We start from the raw sequence: 13,409 nt of genomic DNA, 5'->3' as shown, positions 1-13,409 counted from the left end.
TCGATGCCAGGCATTGTAGCGGATGGGGGGGGCGATTCTCTATAATGGAGGGCTCGACAGGGGCCCGCTCTCGCGGGAGCCCTGCCCTACCGTTTCCATGCATGCGCCCAGCGCAGGAGTTCAGTCGTCATGTCCGAGCGTATCGCCACGGTGTCCCGTGATACCCAGGAGACCCAGATCACGGTGAGCGTAAACCTCGATGGCCAGGGTCGGCTCGAGTGCGAGACCGGTGTGCCCTTCCTCGATCATATGCTCGACCAGGTGGCGCGCCATGGCCTGATCGACCTGGAGATCAAGGCGGTGGGCGACCTGCATATCGACGACCACCACACCGTGGAGGACCTGGGCATCACCCTGGGCCAGGCCTTCGCCAAGGCGATCGGCGACAAGCGCGGCATCTACCGCTATGGCCACGCCTATGTGCCCCTGGACGAGGCCCTCTCCCGGGTGGTGGTGGACTTCTCCGGACGCCCGGGGCTGTTTATGGACGTGGAGTTCACCCGCGCCAGCCTCGGCCGCCTGGACACCCAGCTGTTCTGGGAGTTCTTCCAGGGCTTCGTCAATCACGCCCAGGTGACCCTGCATATCGACAACCTCAAGGGCTTCAATGCCCACCACCAGGCGGAGACCATCTTCAAGGCCTTCGGCCGCGCCCTGCGCATGGCGGTGGCCGAGGATCCCCGCATGGCCGGCCAGATGCCGTCCACCAAGGGCTGCCTGTGAGCCCCGTCGCCCACCTGCCGAGGAGTGTTTCATGACCATCGCCGTTATCGACTACGGAATGGGCAACCTGCATTCGGTCGCCAAGGCGCTGGAGCATGTCACCCAGGAAAACGTCATCGTCACCCGGGATCCGCGCTGCATCCGCGGCGCCACCCGGTTGGTGCTGCCGGGCCAGGGGGCAATCCGCGACTGCATGGGCGAGCTGGAGCGCAGCCAGGTCAAGGGGCTGGTGCAGGAGCTGCTCAGGGAGGCGGACAAGCCGCTGCTGGGCATCTGCGTCGGCCAGCAGATGCTCCTCGACGAGAGCGAGGAGAACGGTGGCGTGACCTGCCTGGGCCATCTGCCCGGGCGGGTCAGGCGTTTCCCCGGCGATATGCGCGATGCCCGGGGCGAGCGCCTCAAGGTGCCGCATATGGGCTGGAACCGGGTCGACCAGCACCACGCGCACCCGCTGTGGGCCGGCATCGAGAGCGGCGAGCGCTTCTACTTCGTGCACAGCTACTATGTGGACGCCGCCGATGATGCCACGCTGTTCGGCACCACCGAGTATGGCAGCGTCAAGGCCCATGTGGCCATCGGCCGCGGCCCGGTCTTCGCGGTGCAGTTCCACCCCGAGAAGAGCGCCAACGCCGGCCTGCGCCTGCTGGAAAATTTCGTGGCCTGGGAGCCCTGAGGCGCCCGGGCACGGCTCAAGTTATCAACGCCATCACTCGCGCCCCAGGGCGCCCACGAGGACACGACATGCTGGTAATTCCCGCCATCGATCTCAAGGACGGCCAGTGCGTGCGGCTCAAGCAGGGCCGTATGGACGACTCCACCACCTATGGCGACGATCCGGTGGCCATGGCCGCCCGCTGGGTCGAGGCCGGCGCCCGCCGCCTGCACCTGGTCGACCTCAACGGCGCCTTCGAGGGTACCCCGGTCAACGGCGAGGCGGTCACCGCCATCGCCCGCGCCTATCCGGAGCTACCCATCCAGATCGGCGGCGGCATCCGCAGCGCCGCCACCATCGAGCACTACCTGGCGGCCGGGGTCTCCTACGTGATCATCGGCACCAAGGCGGTCAAGGAGCCGGCCTTCGTCACCGAGATGTGCCGCGCCTTCGCCGGCCACGTGATCGTCGGCCTGGATGCCCGGGATGGCTTCGTGGCCACCGACGGCTGGGCCGAGGTCTCCCAGGTGCAGGCCAGCGAGCTGGCCAAGCGCTTCGCCGATGACGGCGTCTCCAGCATCGTCTACACCGATATCGCCCGGGACGGCATGATGAACGGCGTCAACGTGGCGGCCACCGCGGCCCTGGCCCGGGACAGCGGCCTGCCGGTGATCGCCTCCGGCGGCGTCACCAACCTGGACGATATCCGCGCCCTGAGCGAAGTGGCCGGCGACGGCATCCTGGGAGCCATCACCGGGCGCGCCATCTACGAAGGCAGCCTGGATCTCGCCGAGGCCCAGCGCCTCAGCGATCAACTCACCCACAGCGGGAGCTGAGCCATGGGACTCGCCAAGCGCATCATTCCCTGCCTCGACGTGGACGCCGGCCGGGTGGTCAAGGGCGTCAACTTCGTCGGCATCCGCGATGCCGGCGATCCGGTGGAGATCGCCAAGCGCTATAACCAGCAGGGCGCCGACGAGATCACCTTCCTGGATATCACCGCCAGCCACGAGGGCCGCGACACCACCGTGGAGATGGTCGAGCGCATCGCCGGCGAGGTATTCATCCCGCTCACCGTGGGCGGCGGCATCCGCAGCTGCGACGATATCCGCACCATGCTCAACGCCGGGGCCGACAAGGTCTCCATCAATACCGCGGCGGTGACCAACCCGGAGTTCGTCCGCGAGGCCACCGAACGCTTCGGCAGCCAATGCATCGTGGTGGCCATCGATGCCAAGCGGGTCTCCGCGGAGGGCGAGGCGCCGCGCTGGGAGATCTTCACCCATGGCGGGCGCCGTCCCACCGGCCTCGACGCCGTGGAATGGGCCCAGAAGATGGTGGACTACGGCGCCGGCGAGCTGCTGCTGACCAGCATGGACCGGGACGGTACCAAGGCCGGCTTCGACCTGGGCGTGACCCGCGCCATCTCTGAGGCGGTCAGCGTGCCGGTGATCGCCTCCGGCGGGGTGGGCAACCTGGCCCACCTGGTGGAGGGGGTGACCCGGGGCGGCGCCGACGCCGTGCTGGCCGCCAGCATCTTCCACTTCGGCGAGTACAGCATCCCCGAGGCCAAGCGGTTCATGGCCGAGCACGGCATCGAGATGCGTCTTTGACCCGGATAGGAGGGACCATGGAAGGTTTGTGGGGCCAACGATGGCGCAAGACGGCGGGCCTGGGGCTCGCCGTGGCATTTCTGGCGGCGGCGGGTCCGGCCCAGGCGACGCCCACCTTCGAGTATGGGCACACGCGGCTGCAGGCCGGGCTCTATACCACGCACTTCGGCTCGAACGATGACTACAACAACCGCCAGGACCTGATCGGCGTGGAGGTGCATGACACCGCCCGCTGGTTCGCCGGCGCCGTCTGGTTCAGGAACTCCTTCGATCAGCCCACCTGGTACTTCTACGGCGGCCGGGAGTTTTCCTTCTGGCGGCCCAGCGAGGCCCTGGAGCTGCGCGGCAAGCTGACCGGCGGCCTGCTGCGCGGCTACCAGGGGGAATTTCGCGACAAGATTCCCTTCAATCGCTACGGCATCGCCCCGGCCATCCTGCCCAGTATCGGCGTGCGCTGGAACAACCTGGACACCGACCTGATCGTCTTCGGCACCGCCGGGGCCATGATCACCCTGGGAATCAGCTTCTAATCCGCACCGGATCCGGGGCCGGCCCCAGATGACTTATCCCTTCTATCCCTTCATGCGCCTCAGGCAACCATGGCCATCCTGGGGCTGCTGCTAATCCAGGGTCAGCCCCAGGTTACTGACGCCGCCGTTGCGCCCCAGCCGACGCAGCGCCTTGAGGGCCCCGCGATCCAGGGGCGCCTCGACCGCCTCCAGTACCGCCGCCTGGAAGTCGTGCTCGTCATCCATCAGCGGGTGCTGGCGAATCAGCGCCGCCAGGCGCTGGGCGTCCTCCTCCCCCTCGGTCAGCTCGATAAAGGCCTGGACGCCACTGCGGGAGAGCTCGCTCACCTCTAGCACCGCCTCCGGCGCCTCGCTCCTGAGGCTGTCGAGGCAGGCCGCCAAGGCCATCACCGCCTCCAGGGCACGCCGCGCCCCGAAGCTCTCGTCCTCGGCGGGGGGCTCCAGCTCGGCGAGCTTCTCGGCCTGGCGCTCGAAATCGATGCGCGCCTCCTTGACCAGCAGCGCCTCCCAGATCAGGTCATGGATCACCCGTAACGCCGCCGGGTCGCCCTGCTCGCTGGCCTCGGCATAGAGCAGGTAGTTGGGCCGCAGGCGCTCTGCCAGGGTCGCCATAAAGGCCAGCCCCTGGCGGCGATCCAAGGCACGCAGGCGCGGCCGAAAGCCGCCGTTGGCATCACTCATAAGCCATCCTTATCGGTTGATCGGGCCCTCAGGGCCAGAAGAAGCGCTCGGGGACCCGGCCCCGGTCGTCGAAGCCGACGCCCTCGTCCTCCAGCAGGGCGCGCTGGCGAGCCGCCCCGGGGTGATCGGCGAGGCGTCTATCGCTGCGGATCACCCGCTGCCAGGGTAGGCCATGACCGGCGGGCAGTTCTCCCAGGGCCCGCGCCACCAGCCGCGGCGTCAGCCCCTCCGCCAGGGTGGCGATGCGCCCATAGCTGGTCACCCGGCCGGGCGGAATCGCCGCCACTATGGTATAGATCGCCTCCCGGCGACTCGCCCCCTGGTGCGGCGCCCGCTTTTTCGTCACCCTGGACTCCTATGCATATCTATTTCCTGCAACACCATGCCAGCCTGGGGCCGGCGCGCCTCAAGGACTGGCTGGACGGCATGGGCCATAGCCACAACGTCTGCCACCTCGATGAGGCACCGCCGCGGCTGGCGGACTGCGACGCCCTGATCCTGCTCGACGGCCCCCAGGCGGAGGACGCCCCCGAACTGGCCCGGGAGCGCAAGCTGGTCGAGCGCGCCCTGAAGAGCGGCAAGCCGCTGCTGGGGCTCGGCCTGGGCGCCCGGCTGATCGCCCAAGCCCTGGGCGCCACCGTCTCCCGGGGCACCTGCCCGGAGGTGGGCTGGCACGAGCTGCGCCTGGCCCCCGAGAGCCCCTTCGACCTGCCGGAGCGCTTCGAGGCCTTCCTCTGGCAGAGCCGCATCTTCGGCCTGCCGGAAGAGGCCCTGCCCCTGGGTGGCACCACGGCCGGGCCGGTGCAGGGCTTCGCCTGGGACGCAGGCCGGGTCATCGCCCTGCAGTGCCACCTGGAGAGCACCGCGGAGAGCGCCGCCGCCATGCTGGCCCTGAACCCGACGGCCTTCGCCGCCGCCGCCAGCCCCTCGCCCCACCTCCAGGCCCCGGCGGAGATCCTCGCCGAGCCGAAGCGCTTCGACCGCCAGGCGGCGCTGCTGGATCGGCTGCTGGTGCAGTGGCTCAGGGCCTAGCCTGGGCACTCCACTCCCGGGCCGCCGCCAGGCAGCTCTCCCAGTCGCCCACATGCAGGAAGGTCTTGTCCTGCTTATTGAGCTGGTGGCGATAGAGGGGGTCATAGTATTCAGTGAGCAGCGGCGCCAGCCAGGCCTCATGGGCCTGGGCATCGCCGCGCTCATGCTCGCGGAAGGCCAGCGCCTGGAGGCGCTGCAGGCGCGCCAGCCGGGCATGCCCCAGGCGCTTCTTGAGCCGTCCCAGGGCGGTGGCGAGTTGCTTGCGCATCAGCGCCCAGCCCAGCCAGTCGCCGTACTGGGCGCGATAGAGCGCCCAGAGGTCGTCGATATAGTCCTTGCGAATCTGCTCGAGGCGCCAGTCCAGGGGCATCTCCACCCGTAGCCGCGGCGCCCGTTCCATGGCGCGCCAGAAGGTCAGGGGGATATTGGCGGCGCCGATATGCCGTGACTCGTCCTCCACCACGCCGCCCCCTTCGATCTCCAGCAGGCGCAGGCCCACGGCATGCTCGAAGTCGATCTGGGAGGGCGCCGGCAGCGGATGGCGACCGAAGGCGGAGCCCTTGTGACGGGCGCAGGCCTCCAGGTCCAGGCCGTTGTCCAGGGCCTGGATCAGCGCGGTCTTGGCGCAGCCGGTAAGCCCGCCCACCACCAGCAGGGGCCGCTCGGCGGCGGCATCGATGCGCGCGCAGAGGGCCTGACGCATGGCCTTCCAGCCACCGCGAATCCTGGGCCGCTCGATGCCGGCCTCCATCAGCCACTGCTGGGCGACCTGTGAACGCAGCCCGCCGCGGAAGCAATAGACGATGGCGTCGGGATGCGCCGCAAGCAAGGCCTTCCAGGCCTCGACCCGGGCCGTCTTGATGCCCCCGGAGACCAGCCGCTGGCCCAGCACGATGGCCGCTTCCTGACCGCGCTGCTTGTATTCGATGCCGACCCGCTGGCGCTCCTCGTCATCCATCAGCGGCAGGTTGACGGCCCCGGGCAGGCCGCCCTGGGCGAACTCCACCGGGGCACGCACATCGATCAGCACCCGCCGCTGGCGCAGCAGGTCGAGGTTCGGTTCGATCAGCGGCAGGCTCACCCACGCACCTCGATACGCGCCTCGCCCGAGGCCTCAATCACCTCGCCGAAGGGGGTCAGGCTCAGCTCATGGGCACGACCGATGCGCTCCACGTCATCGGCCCAGGAGGGGTGGACGGAGAGCAGCAGGCCACCGGAGGTCTGGGGGTCGCAGAGCCACTGCCAGTGGGCCTCGTCCATCTCCGGCAGGCTGGCGCCCAGCGCCTGGCGATTGCGCCCGGTGCCGCCGGGCACGGCGCCCTGGCGACGATAGCCCTCGGCTTCGGCCAGCCGCGGCAGTTTCTTGAAGTCGAGGCGCGCGGCCACGCCGCTGGCCTGGCAGACTTCCACCAGGTGGCCGGCCAGGCCGAAACCGGTGACGTCGGTCATGGCATGCACGCCCTTGACCCGGGCCAGCTCGGCGCCGATGGCATTGGCCTGGAGCATGGTCTGGCGGGCCAGCCCCTGGTGGCCCGCCGCCAGCAGCCCCTGCTTCTCGGCGGTGGTCAGCAGGCCCACCCCCAGCGGCTTGGTCAGGTAGAGCAGGTCGCCCACCTGGGCGCCCTTGTTGAGCTTGAGATGCTCGAGGTCCACCAGGCCATTGACCGCCAGGCCGAAGATCGGCTCCGGGGCATCGATGGAGTGGCCGCCGGCCAGTGCCAGGCCCAGCTCGCGACACACCGCCTGGGCCCCGGCCACCACGTCGCCGGCGATCTCCGGCCCCAGCTTGTCCAGGGGCCAGCCGAGGATGCCGAGTGCCATCACCGGGGTGCCGCCCATGGCGTAGACGTCGCTGATGGCATTGGTGGCGGCGATGCGCCCGAAATCGAAGGGATCATCGACGATGGGCATAAAGAAGTCGGTGGTGGCGATCATCCCGCGGCCATCCCCCAGGTCGTAGACGGCGGCGTCCTCGCGGCCCTCGTTGCCGACGATCAGGCGGCTGTGGCTGGCCCCGGGGCCGGCCTTGGCGAGAATGCCATCGAGGACGTCGGGGGCGATCTTGCAGCCGCAGCCGGCGCCGTGGCTGTACTGGGTCAGGCGGATGGCACTCATCTCGTTCTCCTTGCAGGCTTTGGGTCAATTCTAGCGGCTCACCGGGGGCAGTTATAGCGGCACCGGGGCACTATCAGGGCTATCGCAGTTAGCATGCTTTCTACTCGGAGGCCCGGGGCTATCCTGGGGACAGGCCATCGCGGGGCGCTGTGAACCCCTCCCTGGGCGCTACTTTTGCCATCCCTGGTCAAAAAACCCCCGCTCCGTCCTGCCCCCAGCGCCCCCTAGCATTCCTGAAAGAAGCTATAACGCCTCCAGGGCCTCGCTCAGCTTATCCACGGCGACCACCTCCATGCCGGCCGGGGCCTGCTTGGGGGCATTGCCCCGGGGCACGATGGCACGGGTGAAGCCGTGCTTGGCGGCCTCGACGATACGCTCCTGGCCGCTGGGCACCGGGCGGATCTCGCCGGAGAGCCCCACCTCGCCGAACACCACCAGCTCCTTGGCCAGGGCCCGCCCCTGGAGGCTGGAGACCACCGCCAGCAGCACCGCCAGGTCGGCACTGGTCTCCAGCACCTTGACGCCCCCCACCACGTTGAGGAAGACGTCCTGGTCGCCGGTAAACAAACCGCCATGACGGTGCAGCACGGCGAGCAGCATGGCCAGGCGGTTGGCATCCAGGCCCACGGCGACCCGCCGCGGATTACCCAGGGGCGAGTCGTCGAGCAGCGCCTGGACTTCGACGAGGATCGGCCGGGTGCCCTCCCAGACCACCATCACCAGGCTTCCCGGGCTCTGCTCCTCGCCCCGGGAGAGGAAGATGGCGCTGGGGTTCTTCACCTCCTTGAGGCCGTGCTCGAGCATGGCGAAGACGCCCAGCTCGTTGACCGCGCCGAAGCGGTTCTTCTGCCCGCGCAGGGTACGAAAGCGCGAGTCGGCGCCGCCCTCCAGCAGCAGGGAGGCATCGATCATATGCTCCAGCACCTTGGGTCCGGCCAGGGAGCCATCCTTGGTGACATGGCCCACCAGCAGCAGCACGGTGTTGGAGCCCTTGGCGAAGCGGGTCAGGGCCGCCGCGGACTCACGCACCTGAGCCACGCCCCCCGGGGCCGAGGAGATATCCTCCAGGTGCATGGTCTGGATGGAGTCGATGACCAGGATCTCGGGACGCTCCCGCTCGGCCACGGCGAGGATGGTCTCGACGCTGGTCTCCGCCAGCATCTTGAGGCCCTGGGTCGGCAACTGCAGGCGATGGGCGCGCATGGCCACCTGGGAGAGGGACTCCTCGCCGGTGACATAGAGCACCCGCCGCCCCTGGGCCAGCTTGCAGGCGGTCTGCAGCAGCAGGGTCGACTTGCCGGCGCCGGGGTGGCCGCCCAGCAACACCGCGGAGCCCGGCACCAGGCCGCCGCCCAGCACCCGATCGAACTCGTCGAAGGTGGAGGAGAGGCGCGGCACCTCGGAGAGATCCACCGCCGAGAGGTCCACCACCTCCCGGGAGGTCACCCCGGCATAGCCGCTGCGCCCGGTGGTCGCCGCCGCCGGGGCACCGGGGCGTGACGGCGCCAGGCGCACCTCGCTCAGGGTGTTCCATTCGCGGCAGCTCGAGCACTGCCCCTGCCATTTACTGTAGTCGGCACCGCACTCGGTGCAGACGAAGGCACTCTTCGCCTTGGCCATCTCATCTCCCCACTACTCGCGGCACTGCCCCTGCCACTTGCTGTATTCGGCACCGCACCCGGTGCACACGAAGGCACCCTTCATCTTGGTCGCCTTGGCCATCTCGCCCCCCGGGAATTCAACGACGCGGGGCGGCCCGCAGGCCGCCCCGTTCGACTGGCTCGACGACGCCCTTAGAGGCGACGCAGGCGCAGCATCTCGCTGTTCTGGAAACGCCGACGCTGAGGGTCGATCAGTTCCAGGGTCTGCTCATCGAGCTTCAGGAAGTAGTAGATCTGCCCCTCGCCTTCCGGGGTCAGCTCGTAGACGGTGGCCTCCGGGTCGCTGGCGGTACCGCTGAGGACCTCCCAGTTGCCGGCATAGTTCTCATCCGGCGGGCTCTGGGGATGCTCCCGATAGCTGGCCTGCAGCGTGAAGGTACGTTCCGTCGCCTGCGCGCTCGGCGTCTCGCCCTGGAGACGCACGTCCAGGTCGATCCCCGCACAATTGCGACACGGCAGGGAGCCCTGATAAGCGGTTTCGCCTTCGGTAACGCCAGCGCCATTCTGCGATTCCATCGGTCCGGCGGCGCAGCCGGCCAAGGTGAGGGCGAGCGCCGCACCGGCCAGCATCATCGGGGTTCGCATGAGAATCCTCCTCACGGGTGAAAAATCGTGGTGAATCAGTGATGATCTCCCCAAGCATAACGGTATCGTGGCGGCACCAACAGCCCAAACAACGTCACCCCCGGCGGTCATGTAGAGTCTGGCGCGGCGCTGGGGTAGCATAGCCACGCATTCCACCATCCCACCAGGGTGGCGACCGAGAGATCCCATGACCACCGATCACGACCCGCGCGCCCCTCTGAACGATCCGGCCCCCGCCAAGACCGAGCTCGATCTCAACCAGTTCCTGCCCTACCGCCTCAATAGCCTGGCCGATCGCATCAGCCAGGCCCTGGCAAGGATCTATGAAGAGCGCTTCGGCATCAAGGTGGCCGAATGGCGAGTGCTGGCCTGGCTAAGCCACTGCGATACCCTGACCGCCAAGAAGGTGGGGCAGTACACCGGCATGGACAAGGCACGGATCTCCCGAGCCATCCAGGCGCTGGAGGGACGCGGCCTGATCCACCGCACCCCTTCGGCGGAAGATCAACGGGTCCATTTCCTGCACCTGACCGCCGAGGGTCAGGCGCTGCTGGATGAGCTGATTCCCCTGGCCCATGACTGGGAAGCGCAACTGGTCGGCACCCTCTCCACCGGCGAATACCGCGACCTGCTGCATCTGATGGGCAAGCTGGACCGCCAGCTGACGCGCCTGGAAGAGCGTGGCGATTAGCCGGGCACGACATACGCGAACACCACGGCCAGTACCAGGGGCATGACCACCAGGCTACCCAGGTTACCCACCAGCACCAGGGAGGCCACCCGCTGCGGCTCCTGGCGGTACTGCTCCGCCACCAGGTAGTTGAGCACCGCCGGCGGCAGGGCCGCGAAGACCCATAGCACCGCGGCCTGAAGCCCCGTCAGGCCCAGCCACCAGACCATCGGCGCCGCCAGTACCAGGCCGCTCAAGGGGCAAAGCAGGGCCCCGAGCAGGCCGGTGCGCCAGTCGCGCAGGTCGATATCCAGCATCCGCACCCCCAGGGCGAAGAGCATCAACGGAATGCACACGCCCCCCAGCAGATGCATGGCCTCCAGCAGCCAGCCCGGCAGCGGCATGCCGCTCAGGTTGACCGCCAGCCCGGCGATACTGGCCCCGACGATGGGCAAACGCAGCAGCCGCCATAGTGGCGTGCCGGGGTTGAGCATATACAGGCCCACCGAGAAGTGCAGCAGCATCTCGATGATAAAGACCACCACCGCCGCCGGCAGCGCCGCCTCGCCGAAGGCCAGCACCATCAGCGGCACCCCCATGTTGCCGGCATTATTGAACATCATCGGCGGCAGGAAGGTCTTGGCGTCCATCTTCAGCCAACGCGCCACCGGCCACAGCAGCAGCCCCGAGCCCAGCACCACCACCACCGCCGCCAGGGCGAGCCCCGCATACTCCTCCAGGGGCGCCTGGCCGTCCGCCAGCACGGCGAACACCAGCAGCGGCACGAAGAGCTCCATATTGAGGGTATTGAGGCCGCGGATATCCGGTGTGCGAAAGCGGCCATAGAGGACCCCGCAGCCGGCGATCAGGAATACCGGCAGCAAAGTGGCGAGAATCTTGGCGATCATTCCAGGCTCCTGTATCAGGAACGCCAGATTAACACGCCCATGGCTTGCGCCGCGGAAGCGCCGGGGTCAACATGATTGGACTCTATTCCCAGTCGATGCGAGAGACCATGAGCAAGCTATGGAGCCCCGCGGTGCGGGAGCTGACGCCCTATGTTCCCGGCGAACAGCCCCGTGAACAACTGATCAAGCTGAACACCAACGAGAACCCCTACCCCCCGGCCCCGGGCGTCGGTGAGGTGCTGCGCGACTTCCCCACCAATCACCTGCGCCTCTATCCCGACCCCGACTCCTCGGCACTCCGCGAGGCCCTGGCCCGGGAGCACGGCGTCGAGGTCTCCCAGGTCTTCGTCGGCAATGGCTCCGACGAGGTACTGGCCCTGGCCTTCCAGGCCTTCTTCTGTCAGTCGCGCCCCCTGAGCCTGCCGGCGATCACCTACAGCTTCTATCCGGTCTACTGCCGCCTCTACGGCATCGACTACCGCACCCTGGCCCTGGATGACGCCTGGCGAGTGCCCCTCGAGGCCCTTCCCGCCGACAGTGGCGGCATCGCCTTCGCCAACCCCAATGCCCCTACCGGCCATGGGCATGGGCGCGAGGCCATCGCCGGCCTGCTCGAGCGCGTCACCGACTGCGTGGTGCTGGTGGACGAGGCCTATGTGGACTTCGGCGGCGAGAGCGCCGTGCCCCTGGTGGATAACTACCCGAACCTGCTGGTCACCGGCACCTTCTCCAAGTCCCGTAGCCTGGCCGGCCTGCGTCTGGGCTATGCCATCGGCTCCCGGGAGTTGATCGAGGGTCTGGAGCGGGTCAAGAACTCCTTCAACTCCTACCCCATCGATATGCTGGCCAGTGCCGCGGGCATCGCCGCCCTGGAGGACAAGGAGCACTTCGAGGCCTGCCGCGAGAAGGTGATCACCACTCGCGAGCGCACTCGCCAACGCCTGGAGCAACTGGGCTTCGAGGTACTGCCCTCCCAGACCAACTTCCTGCTCACCCGCCATCCGGGGCAGGATGCCGCCCAGCTCTTCGTCGGCCTGCGTGAGCGGGGCATCCTGGTGCGCCACTTCAATACCGAGGCGCTGCGCGACTTCCTGCGCATCTCCATCGGTACCGAAGACGAGATGGACCACCTGATCGAGGCCCTCGAGACCCTCTGCTGACCTCCGGCGGGTGCCTGGCGCCCGCCCCAGCCTAGCCCGGAGTTACCATGAGCTCGCTGCCATTGGCGGGGATTCATCACGTCGCCCTGATCACCGCTGACTACCCCAGGGCCAAGCATTTCTACCTGGAGGTGCTGGGCGCCGAAGTCATCCGGGAGACCTACCGCCCCGAGCGCGGCAGCCACAAGCTCGACCTGTGCCTCGCCCCAGGCATTCGGCTGGAGCTCTTCTCCTTTCCGGATCCGCCCGAGCGTCCCAGCTATCCCGAAGCCTGTGGCCTGCGGCATTTGGCCCTGGCGACCCCGGACCTGGAGGCCTGCATCGCCGGACTCCAGGCCAAGGGCATCACCCCGGAAGCGGTTCGTGTCGACGCCCTGACCGGGGCTCGCTTCGCCTTCTTCAGCGACCCCGATGGCACCCCCATCGAACTCTATGAAGAGGAACAAAGCCCCTGACTCCCCTTGATCCCCCGGAACGACAAAGGCCCCAGACTCGTCAGAGCCTGGGGCCTCTTGATATCAGGGGATAGCATACGCAAATCCATCAGCGCCCCAAACGACGAAACCCCGACCTCTGTCGAGACCGGGAGCTGAATACGAAAAAACCCCAGCCTCTGTCGAAGCTGGGGTTTTCTCTGAATAAGTGCCTAACGAGGTTCCGGCCGGCGCTCCGGTGGGCGGCGTTCCGCTACTCTCCATGGGGAGACCCTAGCGTTATCCTGGTTAGCCACAGACGAAAAGCCCCGACCATCTCATGATGGTCGGGGCTTTTCTGAAGAAGTGCCTGACGAGGATCCGGGCGGCGTTCCGCTATTCTCCATGGGAGGCCCTAAAACGACGAAGCCCCGACCATTGGTCGGGGCTTCTGAATAAGTGCCTGACGATGACCTACTCTCGCATGGGGAGACCCCACACTACCATCGGCGCTGAGCGGTTTCACTGCTGAGTTCGGCATGGGATCAGGTGGTTCCCACTCGCTATGGTCGTCAGGCGTAAACGGTGGCCGGCTGCTGGGTCATCTTGCTTTCCCGGGCAACCCGCCTTATGAATCATGCTGTTGAGGATCGTCTCACGTATCCG

General features: G+C 67.8%; 16 protein-coding genes and 1 rRNA gene. 9 read left to right on the top strand and 8 right to left on the bottom strand.

All coding sequences use genetic code 11. The annotated features are described in order from the left end of the window. Nucleotides 1-129 precede the first annotated feature (129 nt). The 5 genes from hisB (at nucleotide 130) to ACQ1W9_RS01645 (ending at nucleotide 3,518) form a co-directional block, all read left to right on the top strand. A complete protein-coding gene (hisB, locus tag ACQ1W9_RS01665) occupies nucleotides 130-723 on the top strand; it encodes an imidazoleglycerol-phosphate dehydratase HisB (RefSeq protein WP_146803009.1) in 594 nt (197 codons plus the stop codon). A gap of 31 nt (nucleotides 724-754) precedes the next feature. After that, entirely contained in the window at nucleotides 755-1,396 is a 642-nt protein-coding gene (gene hisH / locus ACQ1W9_RS01660; protein ID WP_431025016.1) for an imidazole glycerol phosphate synthase subunit HisH, read from the top strand. A gap of 68 nt (nucleotides 1,397-1,464) precedes the next feature. Next, nucleotides 1,465-2,211, top strand: a complete 747-nt coding sequence (hisA, locus tag ACQ1W9_RS01655) for a 1-(5-phosphoribosyl)-5-[(5-phosphoribosylamino)methylideneamino]imidazole-4-carboxamide isomerase (RefSeq protein WP_346063641.1) — start codon at nucleotides 1,465-1,467, stop codon at nucleotides 2,209-2,211. Between the two features lie 3 nt (nucleotides 2,212-2,214). Beyond that, on the top strand, nucleotides 2,215-2,988 hold the full coding sequence (gene hisF / locus ACQ1W9_RS01650) for an imidazole glycerol phosphate synthase subunit HisF (RefSeq protein ID WP_346063640.1): 774 nt from the start codon (nucleotides 2,215-2,217) through the stop codon (nucleotides 2,986-2,988). 17 nt (nucleotides 2,989-3,005) lie between these two features. Beyond that, nucleotides 3,006-3,518, top strand: coding sequence for a hypothetical protein (locus tag ACQ1W9_RS01645; protein WP_431025015.1), 513 nt, complete (start codon nucleotides 3,006-3,008; stop codon nucleotides 3,516-3,518). A gap of 90 nt (nucleotides 3,519-3,608) precedes the next feature. Here the strand turns inward: ACQ1W9_RS01645 and ACQ1W9_RS01640 are convergent, their stop codons facing one another. After that, entirely contained in the window at nucleotides 3,609-4,199 is a 591-nt protein-coding gene (locus ACQ1W9_RS01640) for a YjaG family protein (RefSeq protein WP_431025014.1), read from the bottom strand. Nucleotides 4,200-4,227: 28 nt separating this feature from the next. Beyond that, complete coding sequence (locus tag ACQ1W9_RS01635) at nucleotides 4,228-4,545, bottom strand: MGMT family protein (protein ID WP_431025013.1); 318 nt, start codon at nucleotides 4,543-4,545, stop codon at nucleotides 4,228-4,230. An 11-nt stretch (nucleotides 4,546-4,556) separates the two neighbouring features. Here ACQ1W9_RS01635 and ACQ1W9_RS01630 point away from each other — a divergent pair, with 11 nt between their 5' ends. Next, on the top strand, nucleotides 4,557-5,231 hold the full coding sequence (locus ACQ1W9_RS01630; protein WP_431025012.1) for a type 1 glutamine amidotransferase: 675 nt from the start codon (nucleotides 4,557-4,559) through the stop codon (nucleotides 5,229-5,231). Here ACQ1W9_RS01630 and mnmH read toward each other — a convergent pair. The 4 genes from mnmH to ACQ1W9_RS01610 all read right to left on the bottom strand — a co-directional run bounded on the left by mnmH (nucleotide 5,221) and on the right by ACQ1W9_RS01610 (nucleotide 9,592). Next, nucleotides 5,221-6,312 carry a tRNA 2-selenouridine(34) synthase MnmH gene (gene mnmH, locus ACQ1W9_RS01625; protein WP_431025011.1) on the bottom strand — a complete coding sequence of 364 codons (1,092 nt, stop codon included), beginning with the start codon at nucleotides 6,310-6,312 and terminating at the stop codon, nucleotides 5,221-5,223. The two genes, ACQ1W9_RS01630 and mnmH, sit on opposite strands and share 11 nt — an antisense overlap. Then, complete coding sequence (gene selD / locus ACQ1W9_RS01620; RefSeq protein ID WP_431025010.1) at nucleotides 6,309-7,346, bottom strand: selenide, water dikinase SelD; 1,038 nt, start codon at nucleotides 7,344-7,346, stop codon at nucleotides 6,309-6,311. Before selD ends, mnmH begins: the two co-directional genes overlap by 4 nt. A 243-nt stretch (nucleotides 7,347-7,589) precedes the next feature. Beyond that, nucleotides 7,590-8,966, bottom strand: coding sequence for a DNA repair protein RadA (radA, locus tag ACQ1W9_RS01615; protein WP_431025009.1), 1,377 nt, complete (start codon nucleotides 8,964-8,966; stop codon nucleotides 7,590-7,592). A 173-nt stretch (nucleotides 8,967-9,139) separates the two neighbouring features. Beyond that, nucleotides 9,140-9,592, bottom strand: coding sequence for a copper resistance protein NlpE N-terminal domain-containing protein (locus ACQ1W9_RS01610; protein WP_431025008.1), 453 nt, complete (start codon nucleotides 9,590-9,592; stop codon nucleotides 9,140-9,142). A gap of 187 nt (nucleotides 9,593-9,779) precedes the next feature. Here ACQ1W9_RS01610 and ACQ1W9_RS01605 point away from each other — a divergent pair, with 187 nt between their 5' ends. Next, nucleotides 9,780-10,283, top strand: a complete 504-nt coding sequence (locus tag ACQ1W9_RS01605; protein ID WP_431025007.1) for a MarR family winged helix-turn-helix transcriptional regulator — start codon at nucleotides 9,780-9,782, stop codon at nucleotides 10,281-10,283. On the opposite strand, the gene ACQ1W9_RS01600 is transcribed toward ACQ1W9_RS01605, so the two are convergent. Further along, the gene (locus tag ACQ1W9_RS01600; RefSeq protein ID WP_431025006.1) at nucleotides 10,280-11,170 is read right to left on the bottom strand and encodes an AEC family transporter; all 891 of its coding nucleotides are present in this window, start codon (nucleotides 11,168-11,170) and stop codon (nucleotides 10,280-10,282) included. The genes ACQ1W9_RS01605 and ACQ1W9_RS01600 overlap by 4 nt on opposite strands. A 107-nt stretch (nucleotides 11,171-11,277) precedes the next feature. On the opposite strand from ACQ1W9_RS01600, the gene hisC reads away from it, so the two are divergent. After that, nucleotides 11,278-12,330: a histidinol-phosphate transaminase gene (gene hisC / locus ACQ1W9_RS01595; RefSeq protein WP_431025005.1), complete on the top strand. Its 1,053-nt coding sequence runs from the start codon at nucleotides 11,278-11,280 to the stop codon at nucleotides 12,328-12,330. A gap of 47 nt (nucleotides 12,331-12,377) precedes the next feature. Further along, on the top strand, nucleotides 12,378-12,785 hold the full coding sequence (gloA2, locus tag ACQ1W9_RS01590; protein WP_431025004.1) for an SMU1112c/YaeR family gloxylase I-like metalloprotein: 408 nt from the start codon (nucleotides 12,378-12,380) through the stop codon (nucleotides 12,783-12,785). Between the two features lie 419 nt (nucleotides 12,786-13,204). Here gloA2 and rrf read toward each other — a convergent pair. After that, nucleotides 13,205-13,320: ribosomal RNA gene (gene rrf / locus ACQ1W9_RS01585) — 5S ribosomal RNA — on the bottom strand. Between the last annotated feature and the right edge of the window lie 89 nt (nucleotides 13,321-13,409).

It is taken from the genome of Halomonas sp. H5 (genome assembly GCF_050613175.1).
GTDB classification, from domain to species: Bacteria; Pseudomonadota; Gammaproteobacteria; order Pseudomonadales; family Halomonadaceae; genus Bisbaumannia; species Bisbaumannia salifodinae.
The sequence above is the reverse complement of the archived record's forward strand: the minus strand, read 5'-3'. Positions and strand labels throughout refer to the sequence as shown.

Excerpts from the sequence above, each read along its gene's own strand:
- hisB (WP_146803009.1), top strand. The coding sequence starts at position 130 with ATGTCCGAGCGTATCGCCACGGTGTCCCGTGATACCCAGGAGACCCAG.
- hisH (WP_431025016.1), top strand. The coding sequence starts at position 755 with ATGACCATCGCCGTTATCGACTACGGAATGGGCAACCTGCATTCGGTC.
- hisA (WP_346063641.1), top strand. The coding sequence starts at position 1,465 with ATGCTGGTAATTCCCGCCATCGATCTCAAGGACGGCCAGTGCGTGCGG.
- hisF (WP_346063640.1), top strand. The coding sequence starts at position 2,215 with ATGGGACTCGCCAAGCGCATCATTCCCTGCCTCGACGTGGACGCCGGC.
- ACQ1W9_RS01645 (WP_431025015.1), top strand. The coding sequence starts at position 3,006 with ATGGAAGGTTTGTGGGGCCAACGATGGCGCAAGACGGCGGGCCTGGGG.
- ACQ1W9_RS01640 (WP_431025014.1), bottom strand. The coding sequence starts at position 4,199 with ATGAGTGATGCCAACGGCGGCTTTCGGCCGCGCCTGCGTGCCTTGGAT.
- ACQ1W9_RS01630 (WP_431025012.1), top strand. The coding sequence starts at position 4,557 with ATGCATATCTATTTCCTGCAACACCATGCCAGCCTGGGGCCGGCGCGC.
- selD (WP_431025010.1), bottom strand. The coding sequence starts at position 7,346 with ATGAGTGCCATCCGCCTGACCCAGTACAGCCACGGCGCCGGCTGCGGC.
- radA (WP_431025009.1), bottom strand. The coding sequence starts at position 8,966 with ATGGCCAAGGCGAAGAGTGCCTTCGTCTGCACCGAGTGCGGTGCCGAC.
- ACQ1W9_RS01610 (WP_431025008.1), bottom strand. The coding sequence starts at position 9,592 with ATGCGAACCCCGATGATGCTGGCCGGTGCGGCGCTCGCCCTCACCTTG.
- ACQ1W9_RS01605 (WP_431025007.1), top strand. The coding sequence starts at position 9,780 with ATGACCACCGATCACGACCCGCGCGCCCCTCTGAACGATCCGGCCCCC.
- ACQ1W9_RS01600 (WP_431025006.1), bottom strand. The coding sequence starts at position 11,170 with ATGATCGCCAAGATTCTCGCCACTTTGCTGCCGGTATTCCTGATCGCC.
- hisC (WP_431025005.1), top strand. The coding sequence starts at position 11,278 with ATGAGCAAGCTATGGAGCCCCGCGGTGCGGGAGCTGACGCCCTATGTT.
- gloA2 (WP_431025004.1), top strand. The coding sequence starts at position 12,378 with ATGAGCTCGCTGCCATTGGCGGGGATTCATCACGTCGCCCTGATCACC.